At 65.1% G+C, this 16,685-nt stretch carries 15 protein-coding genes and 1 tRNA gene; 4 read left to right on the top strand and 12 right to left on the bottom strand.

The window, feature by feature from the left end; translation table 11 throughout:
• Positions 1–6: 6 nt before the first annotated feature.
• The 8 genes from lepB to BRAD285_RS11470 all read right to left on the bottom strand — a co-directional run bounded on the left by lepB (position 7) and on the right by BRAD285_RS11470 (position 6,664).
• Positions 7–840: a signal peptidase I gene (lepB, locus tag BRAD285_RS11500; protein WP_006612117.1), complete on the bottom strand. Its 834-nt coding sequence runs from the start codon at positions 838–840 to the stop codon at positions 7–9.
• 320 nt (positions 841–1,160) lie between these two features.
• Positions 1,161–1,733 carry a 2OG-Fe(II) oxygenase gene (locus BRAD285_RS11495; protein ID WP_006612118.1) on the bottom strand — a complete coding sequence of 191 codons (573 nt, stop codon included), beginning with the start codon at positions 1,731–1,733 and terminating at the stop codon, positions 1,161–1,163.
• Between the two features lie 151 nt (positions 1,734–1,884).
• Complete coding sequence (locus BRAD285_RS11490; protein ID WP_006612119.1) at positions 1,885–3,225, bottom strand: RtcB family protein; 1,341 nt, start codon at positions 3,223–3,225, stop codon at positions 1,885–1,887.
• 203 nt (positions 3,226–3,428) lie between these two features.
• Positions 3,429–3,560 carry a hypothetical protein gene (locus tag BRAD285_RS36505; protein WP_256387678.1) on the bottom strand — a complete coding sequence of 44 codons (132 nt, stop codon included), beginning with the start codon at positions 3,558–3,560 and terminating at the stop codon, positions 3,429–3,431.
• Between the two features lie 364 nt (positions 3,561–3,924).
• Positions 3,925–5,076 (bottom strand): slipin family protein, encoded by a 1,152-nt coding sequence (locus tag BRAD285_RS11485; protein ID WP_006612120.1) that lies wholly within the window; start codon positions 5,074–5,076, stop codon positions 3,925–3,927.
• Between the two features lie 372 nt (positions 5,077–5,448).
• Positions 5,449–5,519 (bottom strand) — tRNA-His (locus tag BRAD285_RS11480).
• A 341-nt stretch (positions 5,520–5,860) separates the two neighbouring features.
• Entirely contained in the window at positions 5,861–6,397 is a 537-nt protein-coding gene (locus tag BRAD285_RS11475; protein ID WP_006612121.1) for an HNH endonuclease, read from the bottom strand.
• 30 nt (positions 6,398–6,427) lie between these two features.
• Entirely contained in the window at positions 6,428–6,664 is a 237-nt protein-coding gene (locus BRAD285_RS11470) for a hypothetical protein (RefSeq protein ID WP_006612122.1), read from the bottom strand.
• Between the two features lie 1,062 nt (positions 6,665–7,726).
• On the opposite strand from BRAD285_RS11470, the gene BRAD285_RS11465 reads away from it, so the two are divergent.
• Positions 7,727–8,878 carry an IS110 family transposase gene (locus BRAD285_RS11465; protein WP_006613004.1) on the top strand — a complete coding sequence of 384 codons (1,152 nt, stop codon included), beginning with the start codon at positions 7,727–7,729 and terminating at the stop codon, positions 8,876–8,878.
• Between the two features lie 589 nt (positions 8,879–9,467).
• Here the strand turns inward: BRAD285_RS11465 and BRAD285_RS11460 are convergent.
• Positions 9,468–10,658 carry a DUF2778 domain-containing protein gene (locus tag BRAD285_RS11460; protein WP_006612335.1) on the bottom strand — a complete coding sequence of 397 codons (1,191 nt, stop codon included), beginning with the start codon at positions 10,656–10,658 and terminating at the stop codon, positions 9,468–9,470.
• A 644-nt stretch (positions 10,659–11,302) separates the two neighbouring features.
• Between BRAD285_RS11460 and BRAD285_RS11455 the strand changes: the two genes are divergently transcribed.
• A complete protein-coding gene (locus BRAD285_RS11455) occupies positions 11,303–12,103 on the top strand; it encodes an FkbM family methyltransferase (protein WP_006612336.1) in 801 nt (266 codons plus the stop codon).
• An 8-nt stretch (positions 12,104–12,111) separates the two neighbouring features.
• Here the strand turns inward: BRAD285_RS11455 and BRAD285_RS11450 are convergent, their stop codons facing one another.
• From BRAD285_RS11450 to BRAD285_RS11440, 3 genes are all read right to left on the bottom strand, one after another.
• The gene (locus BRAD285_RS11450; RefSeq protein WP_006612337.1) at positions 12,112–13,629 is read right to left on the bottom strand and encodes a glycosyltransferase family 39 protein; all 1,518 of its coding nucleotides are present in this window, start codon (positions 13,627–13,629) and stop codon (positions 12,112–12,114) included.
• Positions 13,626–14,759 carry a glycosyltransferase family 2 protein gene (locus tag BRAD285_RS11445; protein WP_006612338.1) on the bottom strand — a complete coding sequence of 378 codons (1,134 nt, stop codon included), beginning with the start codon at positions 14,757–14,759 and terminating at the stop codon, positions 13,626–13,628. Before BRAD285_RS11445 ends, BRAD285_RS11450 begins: the two co-directional genes overlap by 4 nt.
• Before the next feature lie 267 nt (positions 14,760–15,026).
• Positions 15,027–15,227 (bottom strand): hypothetical protein, encoded by a 201-nt coding sequence (locus BRAD285_RS11440; protein ID WP_006612339.1) that lies wholly within the window; start codon positions 15,225–15,227, stop codon positions 15,027–15,029.
• Between the two features lie 155 nt (positions 15,228–15,382).
• On the opposite strand from BRAD285_RS11440, the gene BRAD285_RS11435 reads away from it, so the two are divergent.
• Together BRAD285_RS11435 and BRAD285_RS11430 are read left to right on the top strand one after the other, a co-directional pair.
• Positions 15,383–16,207: a DUF72 domain-containing protein gene (locus tag BRAD285_RS11435; RefSeq protein WP_006612340.1), complete on the top strand. Its 825-nt coding sequence runs from the start codon at positions 15,383–15,385 to the stop codon at positions 16,205–16,207.
• 15 nt (positions 16,208–16,222) lie between these two features.
• On the top strand, positions 16,223–16,684 hold the full coding sequence (locus tag BRAD285_RS11430) for a DUF488 family protein (RefSeq protein ID WP_006612341.1): 462 nt from the start codon (positions 16,223–16,225) through the stop codon (positions 16,682–16,684).
• Position 16,685: the final 1 nt, after the last annotated feature.

Here is a 16,685-nt window from a genome sequence, read left to right as displayed (position 1 = left end):
CGCGCTTTAGCGGATCACGGTCCCGATCCGCCCGAAGCGAAAGCCGCCGGACTGGTTCTTGCCGCCGGCGGCGAGCGAGAAATAGATCATCGCTGCGCGCCCGATGACGTTCTCGATCGGCACATCCCCGATCACATTGAGCACACGGCTGTCGGTGGAATTGTCGCGATTGTCGCCGATCAAGTACAGCTTGCCCTCCTGGACGACATGGACGCTGGTATTGTCGAGGAAGCCGTTGTCGACACAATCCAGCGTCTCGTAGCTCGCGCCGTCCGGCAGCGTCTCGCGCCAGCGCTTGACGTGCACGTTGGCACCACCGCCACAGGCCTCCGTTCCGATCAGATCCTCCAACCGCTCGCGCGGTACGGCCGCGTCGTTGATGTAGAGCACCCCGCCCTTCATCTGGACGCGATCGCCGGGCAGGCCGACGACGCGCTTGATGTAGACGGTGGCATTGTCCTTGGGCAGAACGAACGCGACCACGTCGCCACGTGCCGGTGTCGCTCCGAAGATGCGAGCTGACGGCGGCAGGCCGGTCGGCCACGACAATGGCCAGGTGAAACGGCTGTAGCCATAGGGATATTTCGACACGAAGAAGTAGTCGCCGACCAGGATGGTCGGCATCATCGAGCCGGACGGCGCATTGAACGGCTGATACAGGAAACTGCGGATCAGCATCGGCGACGCCATCAGCAGGCACAGCGCCGCGAAACCGGCGATGAAGATGCCGAGGATCGCCCACCACGGCTCCCGCTTCGGCCTGATCTCTCCCGCATCCAAACTCGTCGCGATGTCCCCCTTGCGATCGCGCCGCAAGGATGACCGAACCGCGCGCCGCATGCAATCATCTGCGGGCCGTGATCAGCGCTTCTTTCGCCATCGTACTGAAGCCCCGGGCGATCAGAGTGTTTCCGTCGATCATGGCGGTTCTCGTACTCAGATAGAGCGTTTGTAGCCGGAGCCACGAATTGCGTTCATGCCTCATGCTCTCTCAGCCGTCATTCCGGGCCTCGCGCAGCGAGAGCCCGGAATCCATACTCACGAGGTCCGTGTGGTGCGAGGTGCAAGTGGCACTCGTCTTCGCCACATTCCCGCTCGGACGTATGGATTCCGGGCTCAGGCGCGGCTGCCCCGGAATGACGAGGAGAGAGGTTGGCCTCTCACCTCGTTCGCCGGTACATCACGTCTGCCCGAAGCACGTATTTGCGCCCGCGCGTCACCCGATCGCCCCGATGCATGATCGGGTGATGGAACAGCAGCGCCATGCCCTTTTCAGGCGTGATGCGCAGCGGCCCATCGGGCATCAAGCCGCTGTCGTCGCAAAATGACGTCGCACCACCTTCGAAATCATCGTTGAGATAGATCAGGAAGGTGAACAGGCTGCGCTCGCCATTGTCGCGCGCGAAATGGCCGTCGCGATGCCAATCGAACTTTTGGCCGACGTCGTAGCGATACAGCCGCAGTCGCTCGTTCAGCCCGACGGACTGCCAGCGATGCTGGAACGACGGCGCGAGATGACCGGCGAGACGTGCATAGAGGCTTTGCGCCCGCTCGGCGTCATCGAGGATGACGCGATCGTTGTTGCGGTGGTCCTTAACACTGCGCGGTGCAAATAGTGTCGCTTCCTCGAAGCCCGCTTGCTCGCCCAGGCGGATATAATCCTCGCACTCCGTAGCCGAGAGGAAGTTCGCGATCGTCTCGATATTGTCGGCGTGCCAGGTGAGCTCGGTCATGATGACCTCCTCTCTGAAAACGGTCGCAGCCGCGTCGCCCGGATGAGTATCCGACCGCGCCCGCCAGGGCGCGAGCGGATGTGACATCGGGCTCTCACGTGCTGCACATGTGAACCCGCATGTCGCTTGCGCTCATGCGGGCTACGTTCGCTCAATCCTTGAACGGATCGAACTCGCCCTCGCCGGCCATCACCACGGCGAACGGCCGCAGCGTATGCACGACCTTCACCGAGCCGGCGTGCTCGGCGAGCACCTCGGGCAGACGCCGATAGGCCATCGGGCTCTCGTCGAGGTCGGCGCCGATCAGGGTGACGCCGCGGCTCTGCAGCCAGGCGTCCATCTCGGCGCGCGTGAAGCGACGCTTGGCCTCGCGACGTCCGAACATTCGCCCGGCGCCGTGCACCGTCGAGTACAAAGAGGCCTTGGCCTCCTCCGACTCGACGCCCTCGATGATGACGGCGTCGTCGCCCATCGAGCCGCCGACGAAGCCGCGCTGGCCCGGAAAGGCCGGCGTGGCGCCCTTGCGCACCACCCACAGATCGCGCCCGTCGTGGGTCTCACGCCAGGCGTAGTTGTGGTGGTTGTGCACGCTGTCGGTGACCGCGCCGCCGATGATCTGGCGCACGCGCTCCACCACCCACTCGCGGCCCGCATAGGCATAGCGCCCGGCGAGCTGCATCGCGGCGATGTAGCGCTGCCCGACCTCCGAGTCCTCGTCGACGACGGCGGGCGGCACGTTCATGCCGTCCTTGCCGCCGGCCGCCTTGAGGTAGCGCGTCGCCGAGGTGTGGCCGAGACCACGGCTGCCGAAATGCACGCCGATCCAGACGAAGCCGGCCTCGTCGCGCATCAAATCGACATAGTGGTTGCCCGACCCGACCGTGCCGAGCTGCCCGACCGCCTTCTGCCGGTACTCGCCCATGTCCGACTCCCGCCAGGCATCAGCATCGTCGAACAGCTCATGCTCAACGCGCTCGGCGTTCTTGCGGCCGACACCGAACGAGATCACCTTCGACACGTCCTTGATGATCGCACCGACCTTGTCCTCGATTGCGCTGAACGGCGTGTCGAGCCGCACCGCCATGTTGCCGCAGCCGATGTCGAAGCCGACGCCGGAGATGCTGATCTGCTTCTCATAGGCGATCACGCCGCCGACCGGCTGGGCATAGCCGAGATGGCCGTCGGCGCAGATCACGCCGGCCACGGCGTTTCCCACGCTCATGCAGTTGCGCATCTGCGCAATCGTTGCGTCCTCATGCGTCCCGAACACCTTCAGCGGGCTGTTCTGGTACTGCGCCGCCTGCGGCCGGCTCGCCACCGTATCGGCCAGCGCCTCGGCCTCGCGCGCGAGCTGCTCCTTGCGCGCGGCGTCGCGGAACGTGCACCACAACGGCATCGAGCGCTGCCCCGGCCGTTCGATCCGCGCATCCGGATCGAGCCCGGCCTCGATCGCCAGCTCTCGCGCACGGTCTTTGTAGGGATCGGCTCGCATCGGATCCTCCTCTCCTTAGTCGCATGCAGGACACGGAGCACCCTTACGGCGCCTCCGCGATCGACGCTCGCGCGTATGCTCGCGCTAGCGGTTGATGCAGGCCAGGAGGTGGATCTGAGTTGAGGGGGCCCCGCTCGGGGAGCCCAGTCTCGGGACGATCGTCGCTCTGGCCGGGATGGCAGAGGGACGATCCCGCTGCCGCGTTAGGCTATCAGTCTGATATTGGCAGCTAGCGCATTGGCTGCGGAGACCGCCGGCACGCGCAGGACCAGCTCACGGCGCCGCGATTGCGGCAGCGCGCTGTCCTTGATGTGGCGTGGGGTCGGATACGACATGGATCTCTCGCTGCGGATCATCCGCATGTAAGTTGGCGCGTGCAGATACAGGGTGTTTTTGGATTTGTAAAGTGACGGCGCGAGAGGATCGCGCGAATTTATCGTCGTGTGGCTCCTCATCACTCGGAACGTCATACTGATGAGCCGTAGGGTGGGCAAAGGCGCAGCCATGCTGTCTCCACGTTCGAGGTCGCGAAGGCGCCGTGCCCACCGTCTTGCCGCGCAATCTGCGCCCGATGGTGGGCACGCGCCGCCGGTGGCGCCGCTTTGCCCACCCTACGCACCGTCCATGCGGCTTGATACTAACAAGCAAAAGGCCGCCCGTGGGCGGCCTTTCCTATCAACGACGAGGCTGCGCGGCAGCTCACGCCGCATCCGGCGTCTTCAGCCGCACCAGCTTTGTCAGCAGCGCATCCAAGCCCGCACCCTCACCGGCATGCAGGTCGATGCGGCCGACCTTCTCGACCAGGCGCTCCAGCGACTCCAGCTCCTTGAGCCGCAGCAGCAGCGGGTTCTCCTCCATCAACTTCGCGGTGTTCAGGAGCGAGCGCGTCGCCGCGGTCTCCTCCTGGCGACGGATCAAATTGGCCTTCGCCAGCCGCTCCGCCTCCACCACCTTGTTGACGAGGTCGCGAATCTCGCCGGGCAGGATCACGTCCTTCACGCCGAGCTCCGTCACCTCCACGCCCGAGCCGTCGAGCCGCGCGCGCACGTAGTCGCGCAGCTCAGCGTCGAGCGAGGCCTTTGCCGCCAGCACCTCGTCGAGCGTGCGTGACGCCACCGCTTCGCGGATGGCGAACTGGACCAGGCGGTACAGCCACGCATCCACGTCCGGCGTGGTCGCCACCACCGCCTCCGGATCAACGATCCGGCGGAACGCCGTCAAGGTCACCCGCAGCGCGATGCGATCCCTGGTCAGCATCTCCTGCGCGGTGATCTCGAGCGCGGTCGGCCTGAGGTCGAGGCGCTTGACCTCGATCTTGCGACCGACCGCCCAGAAGGCGTGCCGGCCCGGCACGAGCCGCTCCGCCAGCTTGCCGTCGACGTGCAGCAGACCGGCCTCGTGGTTCTCGACCACGGACTCGGTCACAATGCCCGGCCGGTTGCGCTCGATCATCGCCAGATGCCGCGCGCTCACGCGCACGTCGTCTGTGATGTCGACCCGCTCGACCTCGATCCGCGTCGCCACCTTCCAGTAGACGCGGGTCTGCCAAGGCGTCAGCAGGTGCGCCGGCCGGCCGTCGAGGCTCACGATCGCGATCTCGTTCGCGCCGGTCTCCACCGCCGCGAACAGCTCAGTTGCGAGGTCGGGCCGCGCCGCCTTCAGCACGGCGTAGCGGTCGGCCGGGTATTCGGCCTTGACCACGTCGAACAGCTGCACCGCCAGCCGGTGCAACGGATCGAGCAGCGCATGACGGCCCGGGCCGAGCGCGCGCACGAGCTGGCCATCACGCCAGACCAGCGCCCGCTCCCCATCCGCAACCGTCACGGTCTTCGTCATGACATGCCAGCTCATGGCATTCTCCTTCCTGCAAGGCCCGGCCTGATGCCGGGCCCCTGCTCTTGTGGCTGTCGGTCAGCGACCGCAGCAAATTTGAAACTCAAAGGACGTGAGGACCGGACGGCGCTTCCTGCGTGAACCGCGCGGGCCGCGGCTTGAGGGCCGAATGCGGCCGGGTGCACACGCACGATCGCCCCGCTCGCGCGAAGACGTCGATACGCTGCCATCCCGACAACACCCGGCGCGGTATCCGCCGCAGCACAGAGCCGGTCCTGCAGTGTCCTGATCTGGTCGAACTGCTCTTTCGAGCAAAACGGCCGGACTGCGACTGAAGCGCGCGCCCGGTCCTCGTCAGAGGTGATTAGCTTTTCAGGCTAAACCGTAGCGCTGGAGCGGGAGTTGAACCCGCGACAGGATGATTCATGGTCATCTGCTCTAACCAACTGAGCTATCCATTTGTGTGCCGATCGGAATCGAACCGATGCCGTCAGGCTCTCACCCGATGCTCACCATGAGCTTCGACGCGCATCCTCACTTTCAGCGGAATACGCCACCGGAGACCGGCACGCACCAGTCGGGATCTCAGCGAGCCCGAACCCATGTCCGAAGTGAAGGACCGTGCACATAGATCAACTGATACGATCTAGCAAGTGTTAGTTTGTAGCTACCTCGAACATTCTGATTGTATTCTTCGTGACGAGCGCAGACGCCGCCCGTATCCCTATTTGGCGCACGCAGCGCGTACCCCGGAAGACACAAGTGCAAGCCGGCGTCGATCACGACGCCGGCTTGCTTGTCATCACCGCTCCAACTCCACGTCCCAGTAGAGATAATCCTGCCATGTCTCATGCAGGAAACGCGGCGGGAACAGGCGTTGTGCGGCCATCAGCTCGTGCCGCGTCGGCTCGAACGGCGACCGTCGCGGCTTGACGTAGCGCCGGTCCTTGCGCGCGTTGCAGGGACTGCAGGCCGCGACGATGTTGGTCCACGACGTCTCGCCGCCATCGACGCGTGGCACGACGTGGTCGAACGTCAGCTCACCGTGGAGATAACGGCCACCGCAATACTGGCATTCGAAGCGGTCGCGCAGGAACACGTTGAAGCGCGTGAACGGCACGCGCATCGCAGGCCTCACATAGTCGCGCAGCGCGACCACCGACGGCAGCCGCATGGTGACGCTCGGGCTGCGGACAACCCGGTCGTATTCCGCGACCACCACGTGAGAGCCGCTGACCACCGCCCGGATCGCATCCTCCCAGCTGACCACCGACAGCGGGAAGTAGCTCAGCGGCTGGAAGTCGGCGTTGAGCACGAGCGCAGGGTGTGTTGCTGACATCATCGACCTCCTTTCTCGGCACTGGCCGGCTCATTGATGCTGATGCCCCGCGGGACAGCGGACGTCGTCAGGCGCGTGCTCGCTCGCAGAGCCATGGATGTAGTCGAGATAGATCTGCTGCGCAGTGGCCTCGCTGACGCCGCGGCAGGCCATCGCGATGCGCACGAAGGCAAGCGCCACCGGTGAGGACAGCGCTCGCGCGTGGTCGCAAATCTCGGGATCTTGCGTCGAGTCTTGTTTGGAGTCTTGGCTCGTCATGCGGGTCATCGGACCCTCCGCTCGATGTGCGGAGGGTGAGATCCCGCCGCGGACTACATTTCTGCTGGAATTCGAAGTCCCGGTTTGGCCGGGAATAGCGCGAGATGGTCACGACCCTGACAGGCGACGCCCATGCCAAACGACATGCCGAACCAACCGCGCGACCAGGTGAATGGCCGTTCGTTGGCGGGGGTGTTCGCGAGATGTGAGCTCAGGCTCAACACGGTCGTGGTCCTCAAGGGAGCGCCAGACAGCGGCGGTCCGTTTCGATGGGGCAGAGCTATGCGCAGAATTTCCCGAAGCCGTCAAGGCCGGAGCATGGGACGCGAGCGCTGCTCGCCTGCGCACCGCGACGAAGTTGCAACAATGAAACGGCCCGTCGGGCAAATCAGTTGCGAGGTTGTCCTGATCAGGAGCCCCGCAGCCCTGCTCGAGAGCCGAAAACGCGTGCGGAAAAGAACTCATTTGTTGAGGTCGCTCAACGGGATCAACGGCTCCGAACCGGCCGCCGCAAATATTGCTATTTCCAAAAATCGGAAATCGTGCAATCTAGTCGCGTCCCGTCCTCATGAGAGGGACGCTTCGCGATCGTCACGAACGTGGAGGGCGGGATGCGGTGGGCGCGCCGGTCGCAGCGTGATCTGATCATGCGGACGAACGATCCGGTGCGCACGGCGAAGTCGTGATGTCCTGACACCCCGAAGCTGGTGTCAAGGTCGAGAGCCCGACATGCTCCGACCGATGGTGGCCAGACAGCCGGCGCACCAGGGAGACCACGTATAAGCCGTCAATCCATCGCGCGGGGAATGCCGGAGTGTCCGGCTGAACCTGTGGTGACTGCCGCCTGCTTTTCTTGTTGCAGGCGGGCCATGGGTGAGGCCCTCACCCGGCATTCCCCGCGCCCTCTCAACGAAATCGAGGGCGATGTGATCAGCAAAACTCGGGCGTCATCCGCCGCGAGAACGAGATGTCGCGACTACTGGATACGAAATTCGTAGATTCCATGGGGGAGCGGTGAGCGAGCCCTTCCGATAGGTTTGGGTTTCCACACTCGAACCCTCGGAGAGTCAGATGCAGATATTGACTTTTGGCGCGCCCACCGCGGCAAACATTGGCACAATTTTCGCTGCGATTGAACTCAGTCAGAAGACCTGGCTGATCACGGTGCACAGTCCCGATCAGGGGCGCATGTCGCGCTACAAGCTGGAGGGCGGCGATCACGCCGGCCTGCTAGCGTTGATCGCCAAGATCCGGGTCCGGGCGGCGCAGAAGCTCGGATCGGAGCCGCGCGTGGCGAGTTGCTACGAGGCCGGCTATGACGGCTTCTGGCTGCACCGGCTGCTGGTGGCGGCTGGGATCGACAATCTGGTGTTCGACCCGGCCAGCATCGCGGTCGAGCAGCGGGCGCGGCGGGCGAAGACCGACCGGATCGACGGCGAGTTGCTGCTGCGGACGCTGATGGCCCATTTGCGCGGAGAGCCGCGGGTAGTCCGGATCGTCCGGGTGCCGACAGTCGAGCAGGAGGACGCCCGGCGGATCAGCCGCGAGCGCGACCGATTGGTCACCGAGCAGACTGCCCATACCAACCGGATCAAGGCGCTGCTGCGGCTGTCCGGGCTTCAGGTCGGCAACCCGCGCCGCCGCAACTGGCTCACCTGGCTGGAGCAACAGCGTGACTGGCAGGACCAGCCGCTGCCGCCCCATGTCATGGCCGAGGTCAAGCGCGAGCACGCGCGTCTGATGCTGGTGCGCGAGCAGCTCGCGGCGTTGGAGCAGAGCCAGGATACGACGCAGGCCTCTGCCGTTCCCGCGAGAATGGCCACGCGGCGGGAGCAGCTGCAGCGGCTCAAGGGTGTCGGACCGGCGTTTGCCACCACCCTGGCCGGCGAGCTGTTCTACAAGGAGTTCCGCAACCGGCGCGAGGTCGCGAGCTATTGCGGCCTGACGCCGAGCCCATGGAAGAGCGGCGGCATCGATCGCGAGCAGGGCATCAGCAAGGCGGGCAATCCGCACGTCCGTCAGAAGGCGATCGAGCTGACCTGGCTCTGGATCCTTCATCAGCCGGACAGCGCGCTCAGCCGATGGTTCAGGGCCCGCACGCTCAACGCCGGCAAGCGTGCCAGGCGCATCGCAATCGTGGCCCTGGCGCGCAAGCTCATCGTGGCGCTGTGGCGCTATCTCGAGACCGGCCTGGTGCCTGAGGACGCGCTGATGAAGGCCTAAAGACGGATTTGCGATCAGGCCCGCGGCTCGCCGCGGTCTTGCGAGGATGGATGATGACCGTGCCACCCTAGGGCTGTACCACCAGCCGTCTTGTAGATAGGTCTCATCCTCCTGGCTTCTCGCCGCAAGCATGCGGAACATGGGCTCGGATGCCGTCATCATCCGACCGGATATGAGGTGATGCAGCGGACAAGCTGCAGGATCTTCGAAGCCAGTCCTCGACCGTAGACCGCCGATACCCAGGCCGGCATCGCCATGCCAACCGCAAAGCCGCCGTCCGCTACAGCGCTATATGGAGAGCGCGCGGCCGTCGGCTTTGCTCCACCAACCAGTCCGCCTCAAGGATACGAACGAAAGCAGCCCCCAACCTATCATAGAGCCTTGACTCACAAGACCCCATATGAGGGTGGGCAAAGCAGCCGCCGAAGGCGGCAGCGTGCCACCGTCGAGCAGCAGGCTTTATCAAAAGATGGTGGGCACGGCGTCAACTAACAGTGTTCGCGAGGCGCGAGTTGAGCCGCGCCTTTGCCCACCCTACGACACTGAGTTGATTGTGAGGACGACGACGCCTTGTCGCCCCCTGCCCGGCTCAGTCGATGCGGGCGAGCACGGCGAGTTTGCGGATGCCCTTGTTCTTGTAGGCATCGAGGAAGGCGTAGTAGTCGCGGAACGAGACGCAGCCGTTGGAGTCGCCGTTCGGGCCAAGCATGAAAGTGTGCGCCAAGAGTCCGTTGCGGCCGTGGATGGCATCCTCGCCGCCGATCGGGTTCAGGCGCAGCGCCGGCACGCCGTGGAACAGCGCCTCGCGCGGCTTCAGTTCATAGATGTGCGGCGGGGTGACGCCGCGCATCTTGATCTTCTCCGAGCTCGGCTTGTCCAGATTGTCGCCGAGGCCGGAATGCGCCTCGAGCTTGGTGCCGTCAGGCAGGTACACCGCCTTGGCCGAGATGTCGTAGACTGCGGTGCTCAAATCGTAAGGCGGCCGTCCACCGCGGGTCGGATCCTTGGTGATCGACGCCGTGATGTTGGAGTCGGCCGAGGCATAGGCCAGCAGGCCGCCATCCTGGTTCTCCGGCTTGCCCCAGAGCTTTTCCTGGATCGAGTGGCGCTCGCCGGCGATCGACATCACAGCGGCCTTGGCGCGCTCGGTCATCGCGCGCAGCGAGAAGCCGCCGCTCTTCGAGTTGGCCTCGGCAGCCTGCGCCGGCGCGTCAGCCTGCGGCTTCGGCGGCTGCTTCGGATTGGTATTAGCGAGCGCCAGTTGCATCGGCGGTCGGACGTCCTTCTTCGGCGTCTCGGCGGCCTTCGTGGGCTCGGCCGACTTGAGCTCGACGGGCTTGGCTTCGGCCATCTTCAGCTCAGGCAGCTTGGGTGTGGCGTCTGCAAGCCTGGGCAGCGGCGGCGCACCCGCGGACGCATTGGAGGCGACGCCCTGCGGCACAGCCGCGCCGAAGCGGTCGTTGAACATCTGCGGCGTGATGGCGGCCACTGTGGTGGTCGCGGCCGGCATTTCCGGGAAGGCGGAGAAGGCATCGCCGACGGCATCTGCTGCGCTGCGCGTCGCGATCCGCGGCGCCGGGCGCACCACGACAGGCTCGTCCTGCTCGATGCTACCCAAAGTCGGATAGGCATCGGCGGCGATGATCTTGGTGTAGACCGTCACAGCGCAGCCGCCGATCAGGCAGGCGACTGCCGCGCCACCGATCAATTTGTGAGAGAAAGCGACCAGGGAGGACTTCCTGCGGTTTCGTGCGGCCAACGCAGCTCGACTTTTACTCATTCACTCACGCCCGAACGAATACTCGAAAACTCTCGCGCGATGCGCCACGGACACCCGTCTTGCATCTCGCAGAAGCACCAAGCTTCATTAAGGCGACTTTTAGTTAAATGCTGATTAAGTTTTGGCAGATTAAGGGCGGGTTAACCATGAAGGTCTGTTTCGCCGTCAAAGAGGGCGGAAACAGGGCAAAAATGCAGACCCCAGCAATATTGCCGCACCGGGCGATTCCGGGGAGGCAGCATTCGACCGTCCGGCAAATCCGTAAAACAGCGCAGACCGCGTTAACGATTGGGCTCGAGCGGAGGGGTGCGGTCGATGATCTCTCGTTGCGAAGCATTGGCAGGGTAAACCTGCGCAGTTTTCGCTGGTCAACGGGCCCTGCCCGCGCGCGGCCGCAACGATTTCTGCGGTGCCGGTCCAAGTATTGGTCGCGTAAAAACACGCCGAGGTGGCCGACCTCGGTCCACGCACGGCCGGTCCGGACTCGGCGACACAGCCGGCTGCGCCGGCACCCATCCGTAGCATTCCGGATTGTGCGGCGCTCGGCGGTGAACGGCAGTATGGTAGCGAACGATTCTCTGCATCACCCCGTCGGCACATCGTATTGCGTCCGCTCCCTGCCGCAGACGACACGAGAGGACTCCATGCAGATCCCCGACCGGAAGCTGGCCTTCATTCTGGCCGCGAGCAATCACGGGACGATGATCGTCAACCGGCTCGACTACCGGATGGTCGACGCCAACCGCGGCTACGGTGTCGGCTACCAGATCCTCCAGACCGGCGCATTCGATCCGGCCGAGGTGAATCTCGCCGTTCGCCTGCTCCACGTGCGTCGCAAGCATCATGGCGACGGCGCCGTGGCGATCGACTGCGGCGCCAATATCGGCGTCCACACCATCGAATGGGCGAAGGCGATGAACGGTTGGGGGTCCGTGCTGTCGATCGAGGCGCAGGAGCGGATCTACTACGCGCTCGCCGGCAACATCGCGATCAACAACTGCTTCAATGCGATCGCCATCCATGCCGCGGTATCCTCGGAGGGAGGCGTGCTGAATATCCCGAGCCCGAACTACCTGACACCGTCGAGCTTCGGCAGCCTCGAACTGCGCCAGCGTCCGAATACCGAGTTCATCGGCCAGGCCATCGACTATGCGAACCACACCGTCGAAGTGCGCAAGCTGCCGCTGGACGATTTCAACCTGCCGCGCTGCGACCTGATCAAGCTCGACGTCGAAGGCATGGAGATCGAGGCGCTGGAGGGGGCTGCGGCGACGATCGAGCGCTGCACGCCGATCATGATGATCGAGAAGATCAAGACCGATGCGAACCAGCTGCGGCAATGGCTCGACCGCCGCGGCTACAAGACCGTCGACGCGGACATCAACATGGTTGCGATCCACAGCCGGGACAAGGCGCTGGCGGACATCATTCCACAGCAGGCCTGAGCAGCGCCTCAGCGCTGCAGCTCCGGCGGCGGCGTGCGGTCGAGCACCTCACCTTTGGGCTGGCTGAGCGTGGTGAAGGCGTACGTCTCGATGGTCAGCGGTCCGCGCATCCGCGGAGCCTCGCCGATCTTCTCGACGCGGCCGAACGTGCTCGTGACGTAGAACCGCGATGCGATCTGCGCCTCGTCGACCAGCAATTGCGTGCCCGCGAGCTTCGCCGGATCAGGCTCCGGGAAGTTCACCCAGCGGATGCGCTGGATCGGCTGCAGCACGCAGGTCCCCGGCGGCAAATAGAACGACAGCCAGGCGGTGGTGCCGTAATCCATCGCGAGCACGCAGGCTGCGCCGGCGCGGACGCGCGCGGCCTCGATCTCGGCGGCGAGCGGCCGCCAGCCGACGCCGACGCTGCGCACGGTGGCGTCGCGCTTGTAGCCCGAGAGCAGTCCCGTATTGGCCTGCACGATCAGGGCGACGAACATCACGACGCCGGCGGGCAGCGCCCAGCGCAGGCAGAAGGCCGCCGTGCGCTGCTCGCGCGGTCCCCATGCGACGAGACGGGCGGCCGCCGCTGCGGCCACCACGAAGGCCGGATAGACCGGCGCGAACCAATTGGCCTCAACGCGGGCATGCAGCGAATGCCAGACGAAATAGGCAACGATGACCCAGACCATCGCCTCGATCAGCACGCGCGCCGCAGCACTCCCTGCCCGGCGGCGCGCCAGTCCATAGAGGCCCATCACGCCGAGGATGAAGACCAGCGGCGTGGCGAAAGCGAACTGGGTCGGAATGATCTCGGCGATGTAGACCGGACGAACCTCCTCCACCCTGGCGCGGCCGAGCTGCTTGATCAGCGACACCCATTGATGCTCGGCATTCCACAGGATGACCGGCGAGAAGATCGCGAACGCCACGACGCCCCCGAGATAGGGCCAAAGCGAGGCCAGCCAGGGCCGCATCTTCGGCACGGCGACGAGCCAGATCAGGATCGCGGCGCCGAAGAACAGCGCGGTGTATTTCGACAGCAAAGCGGCACCGACCGCAGCGCCGACCGCAAGCCACCAAACGCCCCTGCCCGTCTCCAGCACTTTGGCGCAGAAGAACAGCACGAAGCTCGAGGCCACCAGCAGCGGCGCATCGGGAGTCACGATCAAGGTGCCGACAGCGGCCATCAGCGTGACGTTGAGCAGCAGTGCCGCGGTCGCGGCGCCCCGCGCGCTGCCGAACAGGATTTCGGCCGTGCGGTACACCGCGTAGCTCATGGGAAGGCCGAGCAGGATCGACACGCAGCGCACGCCGAACTCGCTGTCGCCGCCGATCAGCGTGCCCAGGCGGATCACCACCGCAACCATCGGCGGGTGGTCGTAATAGCCGCCGGCGAGATGCTTCGACCACATCCAGTAATAGGCTTCGTCGAAGGTGATCGGCGTGACGGCGGCAGCAATCAGCCTGAGCACGACGAGGCCCGCGATGGTCAGCCAGACATTGCGGACCAGCTTCGTGTCGTCGGCCTCTGCCGCAGAGCTCATCGCTTGCGCCAGACGAACAATCCGGAGATCGCGTAATTCCACACCACGCCCATCAGCGCGCCGGCCGCGCCCGCCAGCCACCAGATCGGCTCCTGGTCATAGACCGAAAAGGCGACGCCGACATTGGCGAGCAGGCCGACCGAGCAGACCAGATAGAATGCGAGCAGGCCACGGAGGATGCCAAAGCCCTTCAGCCGCTGGTCGCGATAGGTGAGGAAGTTGTTGAGGATGAAGTTCGAGGTCATCGCCACGAAGGCGCCGAGCGCCTGCGCTTCGGCGAACGGCATATCCAACAGATTGAGACCGAGAAAGAGCGTCGCCAGATGCACGACGAGACCGGTGCCGCCGACCATGGCGAACAAGAGGAAGCGCAGCGACACCACGTCGTTGGTCATCTTGGCCAGCACGAGGCCGAGGAAGTCGAGTGCGACCATCGAGTCGAGCTTGCTCTCGCCATGCAGGCGCGAGCCGAACGTATAGGGCACCTCGACGGTCTTGAGACCACCTTCAGCGCTGGCGATGATGTCGAGCAGGATCTTGAAGCCCTGCGTCGACAGTTTTGGCGCGATCTGCTCGAAGCGGTCGCGGCGGATCATGAAGAAGCCGCTCATAGGGTCGTTGACCTCGACCTTGAGCGCGCGGCGCGCGATCTCGGTGGCGAAGGCGCTGGCCCCTGCCCGCTTGCTGTCGAAGCTCGCGGCGCTGCCGCCCTCGATGTAGCGGCTGCCGACCACGAGCTCGGCCGCGCCGCTCTGCAACAGCGACAGCATCTTCGGCAGCTGAGTCTCGTCATGCTGCAGATCGGCGTCGATCACGGCGGCATAGGGCGCGCTGGCGGCGAGGATGCCCTCGATGCACGCGCCGGACAGGCCGCGGCGGCCGATGCGGCGGATGCAGCGGACGCGGTTGTCGCCACGCGACAATTCGCGCACCACCTGCCAGGTGCCGTCAGGCGAGTTGTCGTCGACGAACACGACCTCCCACGGCACGTCCTTGAACGCCGCCTCCAGCCGCCGGTACAGCGTGGTGACATTGTCGCGCTCGTTGAAGGTCGGGACGACGACCGAAACGATCGGAATATCAGCGGTTTGCGGCAGCACTGGCGAGGCCGTCTGGATGGCTTGGTTCATGGTGCGGATGCGTATATCTGCCGCATCCCGCACTGCCAAGCGCGGCGGCCGGCCAGAGGTGCAAAAAGGCCGGCGGGTGGTGCCGCCTTGCACCGCCGGGGTGCGAAGGCCCTGAAAACGACAACGACCACAAACAAAGGGTGCGCGTACATCCGGCGCAGCCGCTCTGCCGTGGTCGTCCTGGTGCCGGAGCCGTTACAGCTCGACGTCACCGTCTCTACCCAGATGGGGTGGCTCCTCGGCAATTCAAGGCCCGCGAAACTCCGCCTAGTTCGGAACCTCGCGCACGACTGGCCCGCGCACGGCCGGCGCCACGGGAACCGTCTGCACCGGGGTCTGCGGCACCTCGACCTTGGCCGGCTGCGCCGGACGGGCCATCGGCCCGACGGGCACGTAATAGAAGGCCGCCGCCAGCACGGCAGCCGCGACGATCGCGCCCAGCGCGCCGCCGACCGATTCTGCTCTCATTGCCACATCTCCCCTTCCCGGCCCGCTTCCTGGATACACGAGCGCTCCGAGCGCTGGAAGAGCGCCCGCGCAACACCGCCGAACTGGCCAGAGCCGGCCGGGTTGACTACTGTCCTACCCGCAACCCCCTCGGCCATCAGCAACGGAACCGGTTCGTGAGCAAAGCTCCTGCACGCGCCTCGCAATCCAAGAGCCACATCTACATCGGCATCGGCGGCTGGACCTTCGCGCCCTGGCGCGGCGTGTTCTATCCGGACAAGCTGCCGCAAGCGAAGGAGCTGGAATACGCCGCCTCCAAGCTGACCTCGATCGAGATCAACGGCACCTATTACGGTTCGCAGAAGCCGGAGAGCTTTCGCAAATGGGCGCGCGAGGTGCCCGATGGCTTCATCTTCTCGCTGAAGGGGCCGCGCTTCGCAACCAACCGCAAGGTGCTCGCGGAGGCCGGGGATTCCGTGAAGCGCTTCTACGACACCGGCGTGCTCGAGCTGGGCGACCGGCTGGGTCCGGTGCTGTGGCAGTTCGCGCCGACCAAGAAATTCGACGAGGCTGATTTCGGCAAGTTCCTGGAGCTGCTGCCGCGCGAACTCGACGGCCGCAAGCTGCGCCACGTCGTCGAGGTCCGGCATGACAGTTTTTGCGTGCCCGAGTTCGTCAAGCTGCTGCGCGAGTTCGCAACCCCGGTGGTGTTCGCCGAGCACGGCAAATATCCGGCGATCGCCGACGTTGCCGGCGACTTCGTTTATGCGCGACTGCAGAAGGGCAATGATGAGCTGAAGACCTGCTATCCGCCGAAGCAGCTCGATGCCTGGGCGAAGCGGCTGCAGCTGTGGGCCGCGGGCGATGAACCGGACGATCTGCCGCGGGTTGACGACAAGCCGGCGAAGAAGACGCCGCGCGACGTGTTCGCCTACGTCATCCACGAGGGCAAGGTGCGCGCGCCGGCCGGTGCGATGGAGCTCATCGAGCGTGTGAGCTAGTTCGGGAGGGGCGTGATGGCCAAGAGCAAAACCCTGTTCACGATCGGCTATGAGCACACGCCGGCCAAGGCGGTGCTCGACGAGCTGCAGTCGGCCGGCGTCAAGCTGCTGATCGATGTCCGCGCCGTCGCGGCATCACGACGGCCGGGCTTCTCCAAGAGCCAGCTCGCCGCCGGGCTCGACGAGCGCGGCATCGCCTATGTCCATCTGCGTGGGCTGGGCACTCCGAAGGAAGGCCGCGAGGCCGCGCGCAGCGGCCATTACGACACGCTGCACAAGATCTACAGCGCGCATCTGAAGACGCCGCAGGCCAAGGAGCAGATGGACGAGCTGGCGTCATTGGTGAAGACCGCCGGCCCGGTGTGTCTGCTGTGCTACGAGCGGGACCACGCGCATTGCCATCGGCAATGGATCGCCGAGATCATCGAGGAGCGCGACAAGGTCCGGGTGGAGAACCTCGTCGCGCCTCAAGTGTAGG

This window comes from Bradyrhizobium sp. ORS 285 (assembly GCF_900176205.1).
GTDB lineage: Bacteria > Pseudomonadota > Alphaproteobacteria > Rhizobiales > Xanthobacteraceae > Bradyrhizobium.
The sequence above is the reverse complement of the archived record's forward strand: the minus strand, read 5'-3'. Positions and strand labels throughout refer to the sequence as shown.

Bases quoted from the DNA above. Each gene is read 5' to 3' on its own strand.
- BRAD285_RS11450 (WP_006612337.1), bottom strand. From the start codon at position 13,629: ATGAGCTCTGCGGCAGAGGCCGACGACACGAAGCTGGTCCGCAATGTC.
- BRAD285_RS11495 (WP_006612118.1), bottom strand. From the start codon at position 1,733: ATGACCGAGCTCACCTGGCACGCCGACAATATCGAGACGATCGCGAAC.
- BRAD285_RS11445 (WP_006612338.1), bottom strand. From the start codon at position 14,759: ATGAACCAAGCCATCCAGACGGCCTCGCCAGTGCTGCCGCAAACCGCT.
- BRAD285_RS11430 (WP_006612341.1), top strand. From the start codon at position 16,223: ATGGCCAAGAGCAAAACCCTGTTCACGATCGGCTATGAGCACACGCCG.
- BRAD285_RS11455 (WP_006612336.1), top strand. From the start codon at position 11,303: ATGCAGATCCCCGACCGGAAGCTGGCCTTCATTCTGGCCGCGAGCAAT.
- BRAD285_RS11470 (WP_006612122.1), bottom strand. From the start codon at position 6,664: ATGACCCGCATGACGAGCCAAGACTCCAAACAAGACTCGACGCAAGAT.
- BRAD285_RS11485 (WP_006612120.1), bottom strand. From the start codon at position 5,076: ATGAGCTGGCATGTCATGACGAAGACCGTGACGGTTGCGGATGGGGAG.
- BRAD285_RS11440 (WP_006612339.1), bottom strand. From the start codon at position 15,227: ATGAGAGCAGAATCGGTCGGCGGCGCGCTGGGCGCGATCGTCGCGGCT.
- BRAD285_RS11460 (WP_006612335.1), bottom strand. From the start codon at position 10,658: ATGAGTAAAAGTCGAGCTGCGTTGGCCGCACGAAACCGCAGGAAGTCC.
- BRAD285_RS11490 (WP_006612119.1), bottom strand. From the start codon at position 3,225: ATGCGAGCCGATCCCTACAAAGACCGTGCGCGAGAGCTGGCGATCGAG.
- BRAD285_RS36505 (WP_256387678.1), bottom strand. From the start codon at position 3,560: ATGTCGTATCCGACCCCACGCCACATCAAGGACAGCGCGCTGCCGCAA.
- BRAD285_RS11465 (WP_006613004.1), top strand. From the start codon at position 7,727: ATGCAGATATTGACTTTTGGCGCGCCCACCGCGGCAAACATTGGCACA.
- lepB (WP_006612117.1), bottom strand. From the start codon at position 840: ATGCGGCGCGCGGTTCGGTCATCCTTGCGGCGCGATCGCAAGGGGGAC.
- BRAD285_RS11475 (WP_006612121.1), bottom strand. From the start codon at position 6,397: ATGTCAGCAACACACCCTGCGCTCGTGCTCAACGCCGACTTCCAGCCG.